This window comes from Pseudomonas paraversuta (assembly GCF_904063065.1).
Classification (GTDB): Bacteria; Pseudomonadota; Gammaproteobacteria; order Pseudomonadales; family Pseudomonadaceae; genus Aquipseudomonas; species Aquipseudomonas paraversuta.
Genome location: NZ_CAJFCL010000010.1, coordinates 1 through 18,223 on the forward strand (window position 1 = coordinate 1; position 18,223 = coordinate 18,223).

General features: G+C 57.1%; 18 protein-coding genes. 4 read left to right on the forward strand and 14 right to left on the reverse strand.

The annotated features are described in order from the left end of the window. Positions 1-252: 252 nt before the first annotated feature. The 9 genes from msrQ to mrcB all read right to left on the reverse strand — a co-directional run bounded on the left by msrQ (position 253) and on the right by mrcB (position 10,084). Entirely contained in the window at positions 253-867 is a 615-nt protein-coding gene (gene msrQ, locus JQ845_RS19500) for a protein-methionine-sulfoxide reductase heme-binding subunit MsrQ (RefSeq protein ID WP_003439721.1), read from the reverse strand. Then, positions 867-1,880 carry a protein-methionine-sulfoxide reductase catalytic subunit MsrP gene (gene msrP / locus JQ845_RS19505; protein ID WP_203009371.1) on the reverse strand — a complete coding sequence of 338 codons (1,014 nt, stop codon included), beginning with the start codon at positions 1,878-1,880 and terminating at the stop codon, positions 867-869. Before msrP ends, msrQ begins: the two co-directional genes overlap by 1 nt. 63 nt (positions 1,881-1,943) lie before the next feature. Then, entirely contained in the window at positions 1,944-2,801 is an 858-nt protein-coding gene (gene pssA, locus JQ845_RS19510; RefSeq protein WP_003439714.1) for a CDP-diacylglycerol--serine O-phosphatidyltransferase, read from the reverse strand. 145 nt (positions 2,802-2,946) lie between these two features. Beyond that, a complete protein-coding gene (gene ilvC / locus JQ845_RS19515; RefSeq protein WP_003439711.1) occupies positions 2,947-3,963 on the reverse strand; it encodes a ketol-acid reductoisomerase in 1,017 nt (338 codons plus the stop codon). Between the two features lie 50 nt (positions 3,964-4,013). Further along, on the reverse strand, positions 4,014-4,505 hold the full coding sequence (gene ilvN / locus JQ845_RS19520) for an acetolactate synthase small subunit (protein WP_003439709.1): 492 nt from the start codon (positions 4,503-4,505) through the stop codon (positions 4,014-4,016). A 2-nt stretch (positions 4,506-4,507) separates the two neighbouring features. Next, positions 4,508-6,232, reverse strand: a complete 1,725-nt coding sequence (locus JQ845_RS19525) for an acetolactate synthase 3 large subunit (RefSeq protein WP_010656977.1) — start codon at positions 6,230-6,232, stop codon at positions 4,508-4,510. Between the two features lie 432 nt (positions 6,233-6,664). Continuing rightward, a complete protein-coding gene (locus JQ845_RS19530) occupies positions 6,665-6,994 on the reverse strand; it encodes a YqcC family protein (RefSeq protein ID WP_010656976.1) in 330 nt (109 codons plus the stop codon). Continuing rightward, complete coding sequence (locus tag JQ845_RS19535) at positions 6,994-7,743, reverse strand: tetratricopeptide repeat protein (RefSeq protein WP_003439704.1); 750 nt, start codon at positions 7,741-7,743, stop codon at positions 6,994-6,996. The genes JQ845_RS19530 and JQ845_RS19535 overlap by 1 nt, the downstream gene beginning before the upstream one ends. 16 nt (positions 7,744-7,759) lie before the next feature. Further along, positions 7,760-10,084 carry a penicillin-binding protein 1B gene (mrcB, locus tag JQ845_RS19540; protein WP_003439701.1) on the reverse strand — a complete coding sequence of 775 codons (2,325 nt, stop codon included), beginning with the start codon at positions 10,082-10,084 and terminating at the stop codon, positions 7,760-7,762. Between the two features lie 117 nt (positions 10,085-10,201). Here mrcB and JQ845_RS19545 point away from each other — a divergent pair, with 117 nt between their 5' ends. The 3 genes from JQ845_RS19545 to JQ845_RS19555 all read left to right on the forward strand — a co-directional run bounded on the left by JQ845_RS19545 (position 10,202) and on the right by JQ845_RS19555 (position 12,710). Next, positions 10,202-11,758 carry a bifunctional aminoglycoside phosphotransferase/ATP-binding protein gene (locus JQ845_RS19545; RefSeq protein ID WP_003439699.1) on the forward strand — a complete coding sequence of 519 codons (1,557 nt, stop codon included), beginning with the start codon at positions 10,202-10,204 and terminating at the stop codon, positions 11,756-11,758. Positions 11,759-11,848: 90 nt separating this feature from the next. Continuing rightward, positions 11,849-12,190 (forward strand): pentapeptide repeat-containing protein, encoded by a 342-nt coding sequence (locus tag JQ845_RS19550; protein WP_161719559.1) that lies wholly within the window; start codon positions 11,849-11,851, stop codon positions 12,188-12,190. Between the two features lie 247 nt (positions 12,191-12,437). Continuing rightward, positions 12,438-12,710 carry a TfoX/Sxy family protein gene (locus tag JQ845_RS19555; RefSeq protein ID WP_003439695.1) on the forward strand — a complete coding sequence of 91 codons (273 nt, stop codon included), beginning with the start codon at positions 12,438-12,440 and terminating at the stop codon, positions 12,708-12,710. 233 nt (positions 12,711-12,943) lie between these two features. On the opposite strand, the gene JQ845_RS19560 is transcribed toward JQ845_RS19555, so the two are convergent. From JQ845_RS19560 to JQ845_RS19570, 3 genes are read right to left on the reverse strand one after another with little or no spacing between them, the layout of a single operon-like run. Beyond that, a complete protein-coding gene (locus tag JQ845_RS19560) occupies positions 12,944-13,828 on the reverse strand; it encodes a heme ABC transporter ATP-binding protein (RefSeq protein ID WP_413242960.1) in 885 nt (294 codons plus the stop codon). Next, positions 13,711-14,694, reverse strand: a complete 984-nt coding sequence (locus JQ845_RS19565; protein ID WP_165439510.1) for a FecCD family ABC transporter permease — start codon at positions 14,692-14,694, stop codon at positions 13,711-13,713. Before JQ845_RS19565 ends, JQ845_RS19560 begins: the two co-directional genes overlap by 118 nt. A gap of 50 nt (positions 14,695-14,744) precedes the next feature. After that, entirely contained in the window at positions 14,745-15,620 is an 876-nt protein-coding gene (locus JQ845_RS19570; RefSeq protein WP_203009372.1) for a heme/hemin ABC transporter substrate-binding protein, read from the reverse strand. 175 nt (positions 15,621-15,795) lie between these two features. Between JQ845_RS19570 and JQ845_RS19575 the strand changes: the two genes are divergently transcribed. After that, positions 15,796-16,134, forward strand: coding sequence for a Rieske (2Fe-2S) protein (locus JQ845_RS19575; RefSeq protein WP_003439680.1), 339 nt, complete (start codon positions 15,796-15,798; stop codon positions 16,132-16,134). Here JQ845_RS19575 and sfsA read toward each other — a convergent pair. Beyond that, entirely contained in the window at positions 16,117-16,824 is a 708-nt protein-coding gene (gene sfsA / locus JQ845_RS19580) for a DNA/RNA nuclease SfsA (protein ID WP_161719563.1), read from the reverse strand. The two genes, JQ845_RS19575 and sfsA, sit on opposite strands and share 18 nt — an antisense overlap. Then, positions 16,824-17,996, reverse strand: a complete 1,173-nt coding sequence (locus tag JQ845_RS19585; protein ID WP_003439674.1) for a pyridoxal phosphate-dependent aminotransferase — start codon at positions 17,994-17,996, stop codon at positions 16,824-16,826. Before JQ845_RS19585 ends, sfsA begins: the two co-directional genes overlap by 1 nt. Between the last annotated feature and the right edge of the window lie 227 nt (positions 17,997-18,223).

Below are 18,223 nucleotides of genomic sequence, written 5' to 3' on the forward strand. Positions count from 1 at the left end.
TATTTTCAGATGTTTTCAAAGTTTCCCTTGTAACATCAACCACTTGCGCTTTCGATCTCTCGTTAGCGGGAGGCGAATTCTACAGCGTTACACGCTGCTGTCAACACCTCATTTCCTGCTTCGATGATTTGAAGCTGACACTGCCGAAGAACCATCCAACTCATTGAAACTCAAGGAGTTTTCCGTTTCGACTGCGCCGGAAGTGGGCGAATTATAGGCCGTTGGAATTCTGAGTCAAGGACTAATTCAGATTCAGGCCACCGATACCGGTTTCTTCTTATATAGACGAGGAATTCGACGCATCACTGCAGGTATGCGCAGCAGCAGCAGACATATACCTATAGAGGCATAGATCGACCATTCCTTGAGGTCAGCCCGCACAATCCAGAGCATATGCAGCAAACCAAGCCCCAAAACCACATAGACCAGACGATGGAGCTTCTTCCAGCGCACACCCAAACGCCTCTGGCTGTAGCGATTTGAAGTCACCGCCAATACCAGCAAACACAGAAACCCCAGACTCCCGACAATAATGTAAGGCCGCTTGCGCAATTCCACGCCCAGCTGCGACCAGTCGAACCCCAACACGAAGGTCAAATAGGCACACAGGTGCAAGACTACATACGCAAAACACCACAAACCCAATTGACGGCGCACTGCAATCCAGCCTGCCCAGCCCGTGAGCTTCTGCATCGGCGTCATGCATAGCGTCACCAACAGCAGAATCAGCGTCCCCAATCCAAGCCGATCGACCAGCACCTTCCCCGGATCAGGCCCCAAAGCCAAACTCCAGGCTTCATACAGCCAAAACAGGGGCCAGACAGCAGCAGCAATAAAGACACTTACACGCCACAGACCTAGTCGCATCAATAGTTCTTCCTGAGGTCGAGACCGGTATATAAAGAAGCAACTTCATCGGCATACCCGTTGAACATCCGGGTATCACGCACATTCGGACTAAACAGGCTGCTCGGCAAACGCCGCTCACGCGCCTGAGTCCAGCGCGGATGATCGACTTGCGGATTCACATTGGCATAGAAACCGTATTCATCAGCAGCAATGCTTTGCCATGTGGTCTTTGGCTGCTCTTCGACCAGACTGATCCGCACAATCGACTTAACGCTTTTGAAGCCATACTTCCAGGGCACCACCAAACGCAACGGTGCGCCATTTTGATTGGGCAACTCGCGCCCATACATGCCCACCGCCAGTATCGCCAACGGATTCATCGCCTCATCCAGCCGCAAGCCTTCAACATAGGGCCAGTCAATCAACGCAAATCCCGAGCGCTGCCCCGGCATGACCTTTGGGTCCTGCAAGGTTTCAAAACTTATGTATCTGGCTTTGGAGGTCGGCTCCACTTGCTTGAGCAATGCAGAGATTGGAAAACCGATCCACGGGATCACCATTGACCACGCTTCAACGCAGCGTAATCGGTAAATCCGCTCCTCCAACTGATAAGGCTTCATAAAGTCTTCAAGGGCGTATCGCCCAGGCTTGCCCACCTCGCCATCCACCACCACCGTCCAGGGCTCTGTTTTCAAAGCGCCCGCGTTCTGAGCAGGATCTCCCTTGTCAGTGCCGAACTCGTAAAAGTTGTTGTAGTGGGTTGCATCCTTGAATGGCGTGATCGCCTCGTCCTTGACCGTGATTGCCTGCCACTTGGTCTGCGGCAGCTTCTCGGCAAACCAGCCCGGCGTCTTGCCCGGTTCTACACCGGCATAGCGGCCTGCATCATCTGCATTCGCCCAGCGCGGAATTGCACCCACAGCCAATCCGGCAAGGGAGCTACCCAGTAGTGCACGACGGGACAAATAGAAGGGTTCAGGCGTAACGTCCGACTCTTTGCAGTCGGACGCTTTAGGCAGCTTGATGAGCATGACAACTCCGTAGTATTGGAGGACTGATGCACCAATAGACTACGGAGTTCGGGAGAAATTACATCACTCTGCTGCTTTGTTACGGCGCAGACGCAACAAATACTGGATCGGTCCCGAGGCCGCATAGGCCAGGAAAGCCAGCAACAAGATGCGCGGCGGATCGCTGAACACAACAGCGAATACCAGGACTACAGCCAGGATCGCAACAAAAGGAACGCGCCCTTTCAAATCCAGCTCTTTAAAGCTGTTGTACTTGATGTTACTGACCATCAGCATGCCCGCGGCAGCTACCAGCAAGGCCACCAGGAACGACATTTTCGAACCCTGGATTCCGTAATCGCTGAACGCCCAGACAATACCCGCGACCACACCCGCCGCAGCCGGACTTGCCAGACCAATGAAGTAACGCTTGTCAGCCGTTCCGACCTGCGTGTTGAAACGCGCCAGACGCAACGCGGCACCAGCTACATAGATGAAGGCGACCATCCAGCCGACCTTGCCCATATCCCCCAGCGCCCAACCAAAAGCCAGCAAGGCAGGAGCAACACCAAAGGCAACCATGTCGGACAAGGAGTCGTATTCGGCCCCAAACGCACTTTCGGTATTCGTCATACGGGCCACACGGCCATCAAGACCATCCAGCACCATCGCTACAAAAATCGCGATAGCGGCAAAAGCAAAATACTTGCTGGCACCAGCAGCATCACCTGCACTCATTGCGCTTTGAGCGCTCATGGAGTTGATGATGGAATAAAAGCCGGCGAAAAGGTTCGCCGTAGTGAACAGGTTCGGCAGCAGATAGATACCACGATGCCGGACTTTGCGACCTTCAGCGTCATGCCCTTCTTCGACATGCTCATCGATAGGCAGCAGGCTATCGGCGTCAGAAGCCTGTTTTGGCTCTTCGGGACGTTCGCTCATGGACATTACCTTGCAACGATATGGAAAGTTTCAGTAGAGGCTTGCAGACCGAGACCGACCCGCAAACTATCCTGCTTTATACCAGAAGCCGCCGCTTAAACGAAAAAACGCGGCCTAGGCCGCGTTTTCTCTATAGGTTTTTTGCTTAGTTCTTGTCTTTGTCGACGATTTTGTTCGCGCCGATCCAAGGCATCATCGAGCGCAATTGGCCACCGATGACTTCGATACCATGGGCAGCGTTGTTACGACGCTTGGCGGTCATCGACGGGTAGCCAGTAGCACCCTCGCTGATGAACATCTTGGCATATTCACCATCCTGAATGCGCTTCAGAGCGTTGCGCATTGCCTGACGGGATTCAGCGTTGATGATTTCCGGGCCAGTGACGTACTCGCCGTACTCGGCGTTGTTGGAGATCGAGTAGTTCATGTTGGCGATACCGCCTTCGTACATGAGGTCAACGATCAACTTCAACTCGTGCAAGCACTCGAAGTAAGCCATTTCCGGGGCATAGCCCGCTTCAACCAGGGTTTCAAAGCCGGCTTTGACCAGCTCGACAGTACCGCCACACAGAACCGCCTGCTCACCGAACAGGTCAGTTTCAGTCTCGTCCTTGAAGGTCGTTTCGATGATGCCGGTACGACCGCCACCCACGCCCGCGGCGTAAGACAGTGCAACGTTTTTGGCGTTGCCGGATGCGTCCTGGTAGATCGCGATCAGGTCGGGAATACCGCCGCCCTTGACGAACTCGGAGCGCACAGTATGGCCCGGTGCTTTTGGCGCAATCATGATCACGTCAAGGTCAGCACGCGGAACAACCTGGTTGTAGTGGATCGCGAAGCCGTGGGAGAAGGCCAGTGTTGCGCCCTTCTTGATGTTCGGCTCGATTTCGTCCTTGTACAGCGCCGACTGGAACTCGTCCGGGGTCAGGATCATGACCAGGTCGGCAGCAGCAACAGCGCTGGCAACGTCAGTAACTTTCAGGCCATGAGCTTCGGCCTTGGCCACAGTGGCCGAACCTTTACGCAGACCAACAGTAACGTCTACGCCGGAGTCTTTCAGGTTGCACGCCTGGGCGTGACCCTGGGAGCCGTAACCGATAATGGCTACTTTCTTGCCCTGGATGATCGAAAGGTCGCAGTCTTTGTCGTAATAAACTTTCATGATTTTCCCTTATATCCAGGCCATTCAGGCCATTTACTAATTGTTAGTTATTAGATGCTGAGTACTTTGTCGCCGCGAGCGATGCCCGTGACGCCACTACGAACCGTTTCCAGGATCGACGCGGTACCAATCGACTGAATGAAGCTGTCGAGCTTGTCACTTGTACCGGTCAATTGCACGGTATACACACTGGCGCTGACATCAACGATCTGGCCACGGAAAATATCCGTAGTACGTTTAATCTCTGCGCGCTGTGCACCGGTAGCCTTGATCTTGACCAGCATCAACTCACGCTCGATGTGAGCGCTCTCCGACAGATCGACCAGCTTGACCACTTCGATCAGCTTGTTCAGGTTTTTGGTGATTTGTTCGATGACTTCATCGTGACCGACAGTGGTCAGCGTCAGACGCGACAAGGTCGGGTCTTCAGTCGGCGCCACGGTCAGGCTTTCGATGTTGTAGTTACGTTGCGAGAACAGACCGACAACGCGAGACAGGGCACCGGGTTCGTTTTCAAGAAGCAGGGAAATAATGTGCCGCATGATTAAGTACGCTCCGTCTTGCTCAGCCACATGTCGCGCATGGAGCCGTCTTTGATCTGCATCGGGTAAACGTGCTCACTGGTATCGACCTGGATATCCAGGAACACCAGGCGATCTTTCATGGCGAAGGCTTCTTCCATCTTCGGCTTCAGATCTTTCAGATCAGTGATGCGGATGCCCACATGCCCATACGCTTCAGCCAGCTTGACGAAGTCAGGCAGCGATTCCATATAGGAGTGCGAGTGGCGACTGCCGTAGTTCATGTCCTGCCACTGACGAACCATGCCAAGAACGCCATTGTTCAGGCTGATGATTTTTACTGGCAGGTCATACTGCAGGCAAGTCGACAATTCCTGAATGTTCATCTGAATACTGCCCTCGCCTGTCACGCAAGCAACGTCAGCGTCAGGAAAACTCAGTTTCACACCCATAGCTGCCGGGAAGCCGAACCCCATCGTGCCCAGGCCGCCGGAGTTGATCCAGCGATTAGGCTTGTTGAAGCGGTAATATTGAGCAGCGAACATCTGGTGCTGACCCACATCGGACGTTACATAAGCGTCGCCCTTGGTGACTTCGCAGAGCATTTCGATCACAGCTTGTGGCTTGATCTTGCTGCCGTCGCCCTTGTCATAAGGGAACAAACCTTTATCACCGCGCCACTCGTCGATCTGTTTCCACCAGCTGTTAACCGCTTCAGCATCCGGTTTCTCGCCAATGTCCTTGAGGATCGCGACCATTTCGCTCATCACGCTCTCCACCGGACCTACAATCGGCACGTCTGCCTTGATGGTCTTGGAGATGGATGCCGGATCGATATCCACATGGATGATCTTGGCGTTCGGGCAGAACTTGGAAGGGCCGTTGATAACACGGTCGTCAAAGCGCGCACCCACTGCCAGAATCACGTCAGCGTTATGCATCGCCATGTTGGCCGTGTAGCTGCCATGCATGCCGAGCATGCCGACAAACTGACGATCAGTGCCAGGGTATGCACCCAGGCCCATCAGCGTGTTGGTCACCGGCACGTTGAGCATTTTGGCCAGTTCGGTCAAAGGTGCTGAACCGCCGCCCAGGATAACGCCGCCGCCTGCGTACAGAATCGGACGCTTGGCCGCCAGAAGCATCTCGGCTGCCTTGCGGATTTGCCCCGAGTGCCCGCGCACTGCCGGGCTGTAAGAACGCAATTTGGCTTTTTTCGGGAAAACGTATTCAAACTTTTCAGCCGGATTGGTCATATCTTTAGGGATATCGACCACGACCGGGCCAGGACGGCCGGATTGTGCGAGGTAGAACGCCTTTTTCATGACCTCCGGGATTTCCGAAGCATGCTTGATCATAAAGCTGTGCTTCACGATGGGCCGGGAGATACCGATCATGTCGGTTTCCTGGAAGGCATCGGTTCCGACCATGGTGCTGGGCACCTGACCGGAAATGATCACCATCGGGATGGAGTCCATGTAGGCGGTTGCAATACCGGTAATGGCGTTGGTCGCACCCGGCCCGGAAGTCACCAGTACTACACCGGCTTTACCGGTAGCACGGGCATAGCCGTCAGCCATATGGGTTGCCGCCTGTTCGTGGCGAACCAGGATGTGGGTAACGTCCGGCTCTTTGAACAGCGCGTCGTATACGTGAAGGAGAGCACCGCCCGGGTACCCGTAGATATATTTGACACCTTCGTCGCGCAAAAAGCGGACGAGCATCTCACCGCCAGATAAAAGCTCCACGTTGTTCACCTCTAAAACGCCAGAATACCGTCCACAAAAATGCGAACGGGTCTTAATAGGTTTACTTTTCAGCAGAGCATGAGCGACGGTGGTCGCCGACTACGTCAGCACTGACTGAGCAAGTATTGGGAGCGCCCCAAATGTTGCGGGGTTTTCCCACCCAGCGCGAGGTAACGCGTTGCGGGTGTAACAAGTCGGCGCGGGTGTGCGCCTCATGATCTGCTGAGAGAGCCTGCTTCTGGCAGTCCCTCTACAGCGGACTTTCGATTCTTCTGTTTCAGCCCCCCCAAGTCAAGCAGTAATTGCGCTTTTTTCCATCAAAGCGCATGAGAACGTAGAAGAATCTGGCTTGAGGAGGGATAAAACTCGCCTGAATGGCGCAAAGTGGTAGAAATATGCGCAAGACTGCCGAAAAAGTCGGCAGTCAGGCAATTAACCAGCGCTGACAATCAGTTGGTCGAACTTTTTCAGCGCTGAGCGCAGACCCAGACTCTCTTGCGGCCTGTCGGCATAAACCATCTCGGCCATCTCCAGAATCCCCGACACCTTTGGCAGAGGCAGATCCTGCTCCAGGATTTGTTTCATCCTTGTCAGGAAAATCCACTGCAACCACTGATGAAAGTCCAGGGTATCAACGGAAAATGGCTCAACGCTGCTCAAGGCTTCGGAGCCGGGGGACACTTCATCCCACCAGCCCTGCAAGCGCAATTCACGTTCAATAAGCAGCAACTGGTCGGCAATCGACGCGAAACGTGGATCCATCAGAGACTCACCTTGGCTTTTTGACGGGCCAGTGCCGCGCCAGCCGCGTCGCCCTGCTTCTCACGGGCCTGGGCAATCAAGCCCCACAGGCTTGCCTGCAAGTCCGGACGTCCATTGGCAAAGGTCAGACCGCGACGGGCAAACTGCTCTGCCTGAGCGGCATCGCCCTGGGCCATACGGACCTGGGCCAGACGATAAAGCACCTGCGGTTCACGCGGCGCCACACGTTGCGCCCGCTCCAGACTCGACGAAGCGCCATTGAGGTCACCACTGGCCTGCTGCTGCTGAGCAGTGGTCAGCAGCGCCAATACCGGGCCATCCAGCTGCTCATCGGCAGCCAGTGCGCCACTGCTGGACGGAATGCCGGAAGGAACGCCGCTCGGGATGATCGGTGCCGGGGCACTGTACGCAGTGTTTGGCGTATAGCTGCCAGTACTGATGGGCGCGGCAGCCGGGCCCGGGGTAATAGGCCCCGGAGTAAAGGGCTGGCTGCTGATCGGTGTCGAGACGCTAGCCCCGCCACCCGGGATCATTACCACCACGCCCGAATCCTCGGTAATCGTCCGCGGTTGCGCAGCCCGTTGCGCAGTAGCCTGTGGATAATTATTCGCCGTACGCTGGGACGAAACACGCTCGCTGTTCGATACCGGCACACCGGAGTCGACCACAGGGATCGAACCCTGTGGCACGCTGGCGCAACCATTGAGCAAAGCCAGGGCTGAAACAGCCGGAATCCACCACTTATTCACGTCAAACCCTCTTTGCTTAATTCAACCAGCCTTTGACCCAATCCATCACGGCATCGCCCGTCGCAGGCGCCTGGGCGCCACAACTGGCCCCCGCAGGTGGCTCACTGCCGCGAATATACGGCATCTGCACCGCGCCCGGGCAGCTTGCATCAGAGCCCTGCCCTGTATGCGGATCGATCCAGGCCTGAACAATGTTATCGGGCTGCGGCATGTCCAGCGGCAACGGATCGGCTTTATTCATAAAGCTGGTCCATACCTGCAAGGCGCCAGTGGCTCCGGTGAACGGCGTCTTGCCATTGTCATCGCGCCCCAGCCAGACCACTGCCAGCAAATCCTGGCTAAAGCCTGCAAACCAGCTGTCACGGGAATCGTTACTGGTACCGGTCTTGCCCGCCAGCGCCAGGCTTCGAGGCAGCACGTTATAAACCGAGCGCCCCGTACCTTCGCGCATGACATGTTGCATTGCATTCTGGATCAGGTAGATCGAACCCGGATCGAAGCGCTGCTGGATCTGAAACGGATAGCGTTTGAGCGGCTCACCTTCTGCCGTCAGGACACTGCGGATCCCGCGCATAGGCGTATTGAAGCCGCCGTTGGCCAGCGTCTGATACATCGTTGCCACTTCCATCGGACTCAGCGCGCCAGCCCCCAGCAACATGGACGGGAAAGCCGGAAACTCGCGTTCGACGCCAAGTCGCGCCAGGGTCTTGAGCACATTAGGCACGCCAACTTCCTGACCCAACCGGACTGTGCCCAGGTTGTAGGAGTTCATCATCGACTGATACAGAAAAACCGTCCCGTGAGAGCGACGGTCATAGTTCTGCGGCTTCCATACCTGCCCATCCGCCCCCTTGATCGACAGCGGATCATCCGACAGCCAACTGGTCAGGGTGTACTGGCTAGGGCGCTCAAGGGCAGTGAGGTATACCGCCGGCTTGATTAGCGAGCCAATGGGACGCACAGCATCCAGCGCGCGGTTAAAGCCCGCGTAGCCAGGTACGCGACTGCCAATAAGTGCCTGAACTTCGCCGGTTTCCGGGTTGGTCACCACCATCGCCGCTTCGACTTCATCCGAGCCTTTACGCCCGGTAAGGCGTTTGAAGGTCTCACCGACGGCAGCTTCCGACTTCATTTGCAGGATCGGGTCGAAGCTGGTGAAAATGCGCAGCCCCTCTTCGGTCAAGTCTTCGTCGCGATAATCCTCGCGCAGCTGACGCTTGACCAAATCCAGGAAGCCCGGGAATGAACTGTCTGCAAGGCTGCCGCGCTTGGTCACGCCCAGTGGCATTTTCTTGGCTGCTGCCACCTGTTCAGCTGTCGCCACGCCCTGCTGTTCCAGCAAGTCGAGCACCAGATTGCGCCGCTCCAGCGCACGCTCAGGGTAACGACGCGGGTTATAGGCTGAAGGCCCTTTGACCATCCCCACCAACAAGGCCACTTGATGCAACTTGAGCTCGGCCAGCGGCTGGCTGAAGAAGAACTGACTGGCCAGACCAAAGCCGTGCACTGCGCGCTGTCCGTCCTGACCGACGAATACTTCGTTCAGATACGCTTCCAGAATCTCACGCTTGTCGTAGTGCAACTCCAGCAGCAGCGCCATCATGGCTTCGGTCAGTTTACGACTCAGGCTGCGCTCGTTGGTCAGGTAGAAGTTTTTGACCAGCTGTTGGGTCAGGGTACTGCCGCCCTGACGCATTTGACCGGATGACGTGTTCACCCACATCGCACGGGCGATCGATTTCGGCGACACACCAAAGTGATGATAGAAGTCCCGATCTTCCACGGTTACCAGCGTATCAAGCAGGAACGGTGGCACTTGATCAATATTGATCAGGATACGATCTTCAAGATTCTTCGGATAAAGGCCGCCAATCAGTAATGGTTCAAGGCGCACCACAGGCAACTTGGAACCGTTGGTCGCCGAAAGCCCGGCAACGTAGTCGCCAGAGAACCGCACCCGAACCTGCTGGGCTTGCTCGGTCCCTTCATAAAACTGGAACCCGCGCGTGTTGAGATCAACCGTATTGCCGTTAACCGCAGCAATACCGGGGCCACTGACCGCGCTTTCGCGGCGATAGCCCAGTGCATCGAGCTCTGTGAGGAAGTCGGTCTTGCTCAGCTTCTGGCCGACGAACAGCTCCAGCGGGCGGGCATAAACCTTGGCCGGAATGGTCCAGCGCTTGCCGGAGAACTTCTCCTGCACGACAGCATCGAGGTACATGGCAAAACCTGCCAGCACCACCAGGCCAACCAGACTGAGCTTGAGAGCCCAGCCCAGCCAAGGGCGCAGGCCGCCAGAAGGACGTTTTTTACGGGAACGAGGAGATCGGGTACGAGTCATGGCGCGAGATTATACGCACTTTGTTCATGTTCAACATGCGCAGCCCGGCGGTTTGCACTACCGCTGTCAGCAGCCATAATGGCGACCATTAATTTTCTAAACCTTGAAGGATCAACCGTGAGCCAGAACCTGATTGCCGCCCTGAAGAACCCGGACCTCTACCCGCATGAAGTCGATGGATTTCAGGTTATCGAGACGCACATCTCCTGGGTCATCCTCACCGGACCTTATGCCTACAAGATGAAAAAACCGGTCAATTTCGGCTTTCTTGATTTCACCGAGCTCAGCGCCCGCGAGCACTTCTGTAATGAAGAGTTGCGTCTTAACCAGCGCCTGACTGAAGGCCTGTACCTCGACGTACTGCCGATTACCGGTACCCCTGAAGCCCCCGTCCTGGGAGGCGAAGGTCCGGCGCTGGAATACGTGCTGAAAATGCGCCAGTTCCCGCAAAGCCAGTTGCTCAGCACATTGCAAGCCAATAGCGAACTGACTGCTGCCCATATCGACGAAATGGCCCAACAGATCGCCCGCTTCCACAGCCAGGCGCCTCTGGTTCCCCAGGAACACTACCAGGGCACGCCAGAAGCAGTGATGGATCCGGTTCGCCAGAATTTCGAGCAGATTCGCCCATTCCTTTCAGACAAAGCTGACTTGCTGCAGCTGGACGCGCTACAAGCCTGGGCAGAGGCAAGTTTCACCCGCCTGAAACCGCTCATCGAACAGCGCAAGACCGAAGGCTTTATCCGTGAATGCCACGGTGATATTCACCTGGGCAACGCCACCATCATTGATGGCAAGGTCGTGATCTTCGACTGCATTGAATTCAATGAGCCCTTCCGCTTTACCGATGTGTATGCCGATACCGCTTTTTTGGCGATGGACCTTGAGGACCGTGGCCTGAAGTCCCTGGCTCGACGTTTTGTCAGCCAGTATCTGGAATTGACCGGCGACTACCAGGGGCTTGAGCTGCTGAACTTCTACAAAGCCTACCGCGCACTGGTTCGTGCCAAAGTCAGCCTGTTCAGCATGCCTGCCGAAGCCAGCCCGGTTCAACGTAAAGCCACGTTGCAGCAATATCGCAAGTACGCCAACCTGGCGGAAAGCTACAGCACGATTCCTTCTCGCTTCCTGACTATTACCCACGGCGTATCCGCTGTAGGCAAAAGCTCTGTGGCCATGCGTCTGGTCGAGTCCCTGGGGGCTATTCGTTTACGTTCTGACGTTGTGCGCAAGCAACTGTTCGGCCAGCAAACCGCCGAAAATGCGGTAGGCGACGGTATTTACAACGCAGACGCCAGCGTTGCGACCTACAACAAGCTCCACGAACTGGCCGGGACCGTGCTGCGGGCAGGTTTCCCCGTGGTCATTGACGCCACCTATCTCAAGCGCGAGCAGCGCGATGCCGCCGCCAAAGTGGCAGAGGCCACCGGCGTGCCATGCCTGATCCTCGATTGCACCGCGCCGGACGCAGTGATCGAAGGCTGGCTGGCACATCGTAAAAGCATTGGTACCGACCCCTCCGACGCGACCCTGGAAGTGGTCAAGGCACAACAAGCCAGCCGCGAGGCGTTGAGCGCTGATGAAATTCTGCGCAGCAAGCGGGTTGAAACCCACAACAGCAAAAGCCTCGACACTCTGATTGCTGACATCCGTCAGCGCCTGCCAGGCCTGTAACTGCTCGGGCGTGCCGTGCATCCATAAAGGTTTCACGGCACGCCAGTAGTGGCACTATAGTGTCACTCAATTCCTGCAGGAGGCACCCTGATGAGCCGCCCTACATTGCTGAGTTCGGCGCTCTATGCGCTGCTCCACGAAGACGACATCGACGGCTTCAACCAGCAGCGACCTGCCGGTCCTGTCGACATGCGCGGCGGAGACTTTCGCGGACTGGATTTACGCGAGCTGAATGCCGATACCGTGGATTTTACCGATGGCTACTTCCGTTCAGCCGACCTGCGCGGCCTGGATTTGCGTAACGCCTGTATTGAAGGGGCCAGCCTGGCGCACGCACAAATTTCGGGGGCGTACTTTCCGGTAGAACTGACGGCAGATGAGATTCTGATGTCAGTTAAGCTCGGCACCCGCCTGCGCTATCGCACCAGGTAAAGCAAATACGACACCTGCCTCTGGCCCTATCACAGCTGTCGACCGGGCAAGTCCATTCGATTCAAACGCTCTGCCCTCTGCCTCACAAGTCGGTGCAGACATTCCTTTAGCGCAATCCGTACGCCTCGTCTCTGGCTGCTAGTTCCAAAAACGACTATAGAACGGCGATTTTTCCGCCTAGCGCTACACTCTGTAGGAATCGTTTCGTCCCGTAAACGCTGAGCTCACGCCGTCGCAAGGAGGGCTGATGAACGATGAACTCCAGCATTTGAAAAATCTTGGAAAAACGTCGTCGCAATGGCTACACGCAGTGGGCATTCACAACGCTTCGGATTTGAAGCGCTTGGGTGCTGCCAATGCTTATCGGGCGGTCAAGGCCCGGGGCTTCAGAGCCTCAAAAGTGCTGCTGTACGCAATAGAAGGGGCATTACAGGATGTTCACTGGAACGATATTCCCGCAGAACGCAAAGAGGCGCTGAATCGGCAGGTGGAGCTTTTATCGGCTGGCAACAAAGGCTGAAACGACCATTTACAAAGACTTCCAGAAAAGCCAATAAACAGTTGTTGACATGGAAATGAGAATTGTTATGATTACGCCATCTGGTCGCGAGACCAGTCGATCTTCTGAAAGGCCCTTGGTTCGGACTCTCAGAAAATCTCCTCATCAGGCTAATCACGGTTATTTGACCCGGCTCTTGCCGGGTCTTTTTTTGCCTGTAAAAAAGCGCCTGGCCAGGCTCCTGACGCCCTCTGTCAACGGGCAATAATGACCGGGTGCCCAAGCTCGGGGTGTGGCTGCACAAGCACTTCCAGACCGAATACGGCCTTGAGCAACTCGGGCTGCAACACCACCTGCGGGCAATCCAGCGCACGCGGCCGCCCCTGTTCGAGCAAAAGCAGACGGTCGCAATAACGCGCGGCCAGATTCAAGTCATGCAGGATGATCAACACTGCCGCGCCGCGATCGGCAAAGGCACGAATCGCCTTCAGCGTCGTGTGTTGATGCAAGGGGTCGAGCATTGAGGTCGGCTCATCGAGCAACAGCGTCTGGCCGCTTTGCCCCGGCCATAATTGCGCCAGCACCCGTGCCAGATGTACCCGCTGGCGCTCCCCTCCCGATAACGCCAGATAACTGCGCCCCGTCAAATGCTCAACATCCGCGGCGTGCAAGGCGGCCAGAATAATCTCGGTGTCACGAACGCGCCCGGTCTGATGCGGCAATCGGCCCATGCCCACCACCTCCTCGACACGAAAAGCAAAATCCAGGGTCGAGGTTTGCGGTAACACAGCAAGGCGCTGTGCCCGCTCTGCGCCCTTCCATTGACTCAAGTGCTGCCGGTCCAGCCAGACCTGCCCGGCGGTTGGCGCCAGCTCACCACACAACGCCGCCAGCAATGTGCTTTTACCTGCACCATTGGGCCCTAGCACCCCCAGCACTTCGCCCGGACGCACATCAAGGGTGACATCAGCCAGGACAACTTTTTGAGCGCGATGAATCTGCAAACCTTCTGTGCGCAGCATCAGTGGCGGCCCCGCAGCAGTAGATAAAGAAAGAAAGGAGCCCCGAGAAACGCAGTCACAATCCCGATTGGCAGCTCTGCGGGGGCCATGGCCAGCCGGGCGATCAGGTCGGCGAATAACAGCAGTGTCGCTCCCGCCAGCACGGACGCAGGCAATAGAACCCGATGATCGGGGCCGGCCAGCAATCGCACCAGGTGCGGCACCACCAACCCAATAAAGCCGATCATGCCTGCCGCGGCGACCGCAGCACCGACCCCAAGGGCCGTGCAAAACACCAGTTCGCGCTTCAGGCCTTCAACATTGATCCCCAAATGACTGGCTTCAGACTCGCCAAGCAACAATGCATTGAGCGCACTGGCCCGGCGCGGCAGCCACAAGGCAACCCCCAGGGTGACAAACAATAATGGCCATAGCCGCGTGTAACTGGCGCCATTGAGGCTGCCCAGATTCCAGAATGTCAGCGTACGCAACGTCGCATCATCGGCCAGATAGGTGAACAGCCCTACCGCAGAGCCCGCCAGCGCCGTCAGCGCGATACCCGCCAGCAACATGACCGCAACATTGGTCTGACCGTTGCGCCGTCCCAGCCGGTACACCAGCGCCGTAACCCCCAGACCTCCCAGAAACGCGCACAGCGACAACAGATACGGCGCAAAAAATTCCGGCAGGCCGCCAAAAGCAGCACCACCGACAATCGCGATCGCCGCCCCCAGCGCCGCCCCACTGGAAACACCGACCAAACCGGGATCAGCCAGCGGGTTACGAAACAGCCCCTGCATGGCCACACCCGACAGCGCCAGCACTCCGCCAACCGCCAGCCCCAATAACGTCCGGGGTAGACGGATCTGCCCCAGAATCAACTCGGCCTGCTCCAGCCCCTCGCCTTGAACCGGTAGGCCGACCAATCGCAGTGCGGCCCGTAAAGTGTCAAATAACGGCAGGCTCACAGGCCCCAGCGCCAGCGATAACCAGATCGCCAACAAACACAACGCACTCAGGCCAATGAACAAGGTGCGAGGCTTGACCAGTGTCCTCATGGATTAACTGCACCTTCAGGGTAAAACTCAGCCGTCAGCTGCTTCAAACTGGCCGGCAGACGCGGCCCCAGGCCGCCCACCAGCAGCGTCGGGTCCAACTCGTAGACCCGACCGTTTTTGGCTGCTCGGATCGAAGCCAGAATCGGGTTTTCTTTCATCAGTGCTTTGCGGGCCTGTTCGCCGGTCAGGCTACGGTCTGCGAATACCAGGACCTGCGGATTCAACCCGGCCAGCGCCTCGACCGAAAACGGCTTGTAGCCCGTGTGGGTGGCAAGGTTATGTCCGCCCGCCTGAGTCAGCAGCCAGTCCGCGGCCGTATCCTTGCCGGCGATCAAAGGCTTGCCGCCCGCATTCCCCAACAGCAACAGCACTCCGGGTGCCTCGTGAAGCGCTTTGATCCGGGTGACTTGCTGCTGATGCGTCTGCAGTTGCTGCTGGTAATCCTCGAACAGGTGTGCGGCTTGCGCTTCGTCACCCAACAGGCGCCCCAAGTGCTTGAGCGTAGCCTCCAGGCTTGCCAGGTCGGCCTGCGCCGAGAACATCTCAACCGGCACACCGGCACTGCGTATCTGCGCCAGAACGGGCGGCGGGCCCATTTCGTCGGTGCCTATCAACACATCCGGTTTCAAACTCAGAATCCCTTCTGCCGAGAGCTGACGTTGATAGCCGATGCTGGGGAGCGATTTAAGTGATTCAGGATGTTGGCTGGTGGTATCGACCCCAACCAATTTAGACTCAGCGCCCAATGCACTGACCCACTCAGAGAGTGCACCGCCAGCACTGACCCAGCGTTGTGGCAACTCGCCAGCCATGCCGGCATGACTGATCATCAGGCCTGCACAAAGCGTAATCAGGCGGGTACTCAAGCGCATACAGTGGGGTTCCTTGCTAAAGAGGGCTTAGGGCGGCAACACAATTGCCACACCGTGGAAACAGTAGATCGCAGAGCAAAGGGCTATTTGATAATTGTTTGCATTTGCACGTCAACCTCTAACCCGCTCTAACCCGCGCCATCGACCAATGGTTTAGGTGCGATTAAGGATAGTCATGAAGTTTTTATGCCCCTCGCAGACGCTGACTGAAGGTAGCAGCCGCGGCTTCGAGCACAATGGCACGCGCCTGTTCGCAATTCGCCGCGACGGCCAGGTATATGCCTACAAAAACCGTTGCCCGCATCGCGGTGTGCCTCTGGAATGGCAACCGGACCAATTCCTCGATGCCAGCGCCAGTCTGATCCAGTGCGCCACCCACGCCGCACTGTTTTTGATAGAAACGGGTGAATGCGTTGCCGGGCCTTGCGCCGGGCAATCCTTGACTGCCATTGACTGCCACGAGGACAGTCAGGGCATCTGGATCACCCTGCAGGCCTCAGAGGATGACCTCTAGGCGACGATCAACCACCACGGCATCGGACGTCAGGCTCACACCATAAGCCAGCACCTGTACCCCGGCAGCGACTGCCTCGCGCAATGCGGCTGCGTAGCCCGGGTCGATTTCTTCAGCCGGGCGTACCGCGTCGATTCCCGTGAGATTGACGCAATACAGCTGCACCGCACGTACGCCCTGGCGGGCCAGAGTCGCCAGCTCACGTAAATGCTTGGCGCCACGTTGCGTTACGGCATCCGGAAAAGCCGCTACCGGCGAGTCGTCAAATCCCAGGGTGACACTTTTAACTTCGACAAAGGCATAGCCGTCGGGGTACTCCAGCCGAAAATCAATCCGGCTGTTTTCCTGCCCGTAAGCCACTTCACGCTTGAGCGCGGTGAAGCCATTGAGCTCTGTAATCACCCCCGCCAGCAGTGCTTCCTCGATCAAGCGATTGGCGCGCCCGGTGTTCACGCACGCCAGGCGTCCTTGCGGGGTTTGACTGATTTCCCAGGTCCCGGGAAGCTTGCGCTTGGGATCGTTGGAGCGACTGAACCAGACTTGCCCGCCCTCGACCATGCAATTGAGCATCGAACCGGTATTCGGACAATGGATGGTGATCAACTCGCCCGCAGTCGTTTCGATATCGGCCAGAAAGCGTTTGTATCGCTTGAGCAAACGCCCTTCTTCCAGCGCCGGAGAAAAGCGCATCAGCCTTTCCAGCTCTGCAGGCCACGAGCCAGCCGCTCAACGGCTTCCTGCAAGCGCGGCAGGCTTTGGGTGTAGGCAAAACGGACGTGGTGACCTGACTGGAAACGACCAAAATCCAGGCCCGGAGTAATGGCCACGTGCTCCGTTTCAAGGAAGTGCCGGCAAAATGCGAAGGCATCCCCACCAAACGCGCTGATATCGGCATACAGGTAAAACGCACCTTCCGGCTCTACGGCGATACCGAACCCCAGCTCTCGCAGCGCCGGTAGCAAAAAGTCGCGACGACGCCCGAATTCTGCCCGGCGCTCTTCCAGAATTGCCAGCGTTTGCGGCTCAAAGCAGGCCAGCGCAGCATACTGGGCCATGCTCGGAGCACTGATGTAGAGGTTCTGCGCCAGCTTTTCCAGGTCAGCCACAGCTTCCGGCGGCGCGACCAGCCACCCCAGCCGCCAGCCGGTCATACCGAAATACTTGGAGAAACTGTTGAGCACAAACGCACTGTCATCAACTTCCAGCACGCTGGCCGCATCACAGCCATAGGTCAGGCCGTGATAGATCTCGTCCACCACCAAATGCCCGTTACGCGCCTTGATTGCTGCCGATAACGAGGCCAGCTCATCACGGCTCAAAATCGTGCCGGTGGGGTTCGCCGGGGAAGCCACCAGCGCCCCGACACTGTCCTGGTCCCAATAGCGCTCAACCAAATCGGCTGTCAGTTGATAACGCACCTCCGGACCGACAGGTACGAGTTGCGCCGCCCCTTCAACCAGACGCAGGAAGTGTCGGTTACACGGATAGCCCGGGTCGGCAAGCAGCCAGTGCTTGCCCGGATCCACCAGCAGGCTGCTGGCCAAAAGCAAGGCTCCGGAACCACCAGGGGTAATCAAAATGCGTGAAGAGTCGATGTCCAGACCGTAACGCTGCTGGTAAAACCCGGAAATGGCTTCGCGCAGTTCCGGCAAGCCGCGGGCCGCGGTGTAGCGGGTTTTACCCGCGGCCAGCGCCGCCTGGCCGGCAGCAATGATCGGCTCAGCAGTGGTGAAGTCCGGCTCACCAATTTCCAGGTGAATCACATCGTGCCCCGCCGCCTGCAACTCGTTGGCACGCGCCAGCAATGCCATTACGTGAAACGGTTCGATCGCGCGACTGCGCGCACTGTAAGACTGAGCCATGAGCCTGCCTTCCTGGGTAAGCAAAAGCCCGATTCTACCCAAGCGCCGCCGCAAGGGAGAGTTAAATAGGCTCTTAGATTGCCAGTCAGTAGAACCAATCAGCGCAAGCATCGGTCATAGCTCGGCTAAAATTAATATTCAGCCACTAATCTCAAGCATCACAGGCTCTGCACATGGCCACTGGCAACGGGCTAGACAACCGGGAGTAGCGCGGCCCGATTTGATCT

What these genes read in the sequence shown, in the direction of transcription:
- ilvC (WP_003439711.1), bottom strand. Translation starts at nt 3,963, where the DNA reads ATGAAAGTTTATTACGACAAAGACTGCGACCTTTCGATCATCCAGGGC.
- JQ845_RS19530 (WP_010656976.1), bottom strand. Translation starts at nt 6,994, where the DNA reads ATGGATCCACGTTTCGCGTCGATTGCCGACCAGTTGCTGCTTATTGAA.
- JQ845_RS19555 (WP_003439695.1), top strand. Translation starts at nt 12,438, where the DNA reads ATGAACGATGAACTCCAGCATTTGAAAAATCTTGGAAAAACGTCGTCG.
- msrQ (WP_003439721.1), bottom strand. Translation starts at nt 867, where the DNA reads ATGCGACTAGGTCTGTGGCGTGTAAGTGTCTTTATTGCTGCTGCTGTC.
- JQ845_RS19570 (WP_203009372.1), bottom strand. Translation starts at nt 15,620, where the DNA reads ATGCGCTTGAGTACCCGCCTGATTACGCTTTGTGCAGGCCTGATGATC.
- JQ845_RS19575 (WP_003439680.1), top strand. Translation starts at nt 15,796, where the DNA reads ATGAAGTTTTTATGCCCCTCGCAGACGCTGACTGAAGGTAGCAGCCGC.
- pssA (WP_003439714.1), bottom strand. Translation starts at nt 2,801, where the DNA reads ATGAGCGAACGTCCCGAAGAGCCAAAACAGGCTTCTGACGCCGATAGC.
- ilvN (WP_003439709.1), bottom strand. Translation starts at nt 4,505, where the DNA reads ATGCGGCACATTATTTCCCTGCTTCTTGAAAACGAACCCGGTGCCCTG.
- JQ845_RS19550 (WP_161719559.1), top strand. Translation starts at nt 11,849, where the DNA reads ATGAGCCGCCCTACATTGCTGAGTTCGGCGCTCTATGCGCTGCTCCAC.
- JQ845_RS19585 (WP_003439674.1), bottom strand. Translation starts at nt 17,996, where the DNA reads ATGGCTCAGTCTTACAGTGCGCGCAGTCGCGCGATCGAACCGTTTCAC.
- msrP (WP_203009371.1), bottom strand. Translation starts at nt 1,880, where the DNA reads ATGCTCATCAAGCTGCCTAAAGCGTCCGACTGCAAAGAGTCGGACGTT.
- sfsA (WP_161719563.1), bottom strand. Translation starts at nt 16,824, where the DNA reads ATGCGCTTTTCTCCGGCGCTGGAAGAAGGGCGTTTGCTCAAGCGATAC.
- mrcB (WP_003439701.1), bottom strand. Translation starts at nt 10,084, where the DNA reads ATGACTCGTACCCGATCTCCTCGTTCCCGTAAAAAACGTCCTTCTGGC.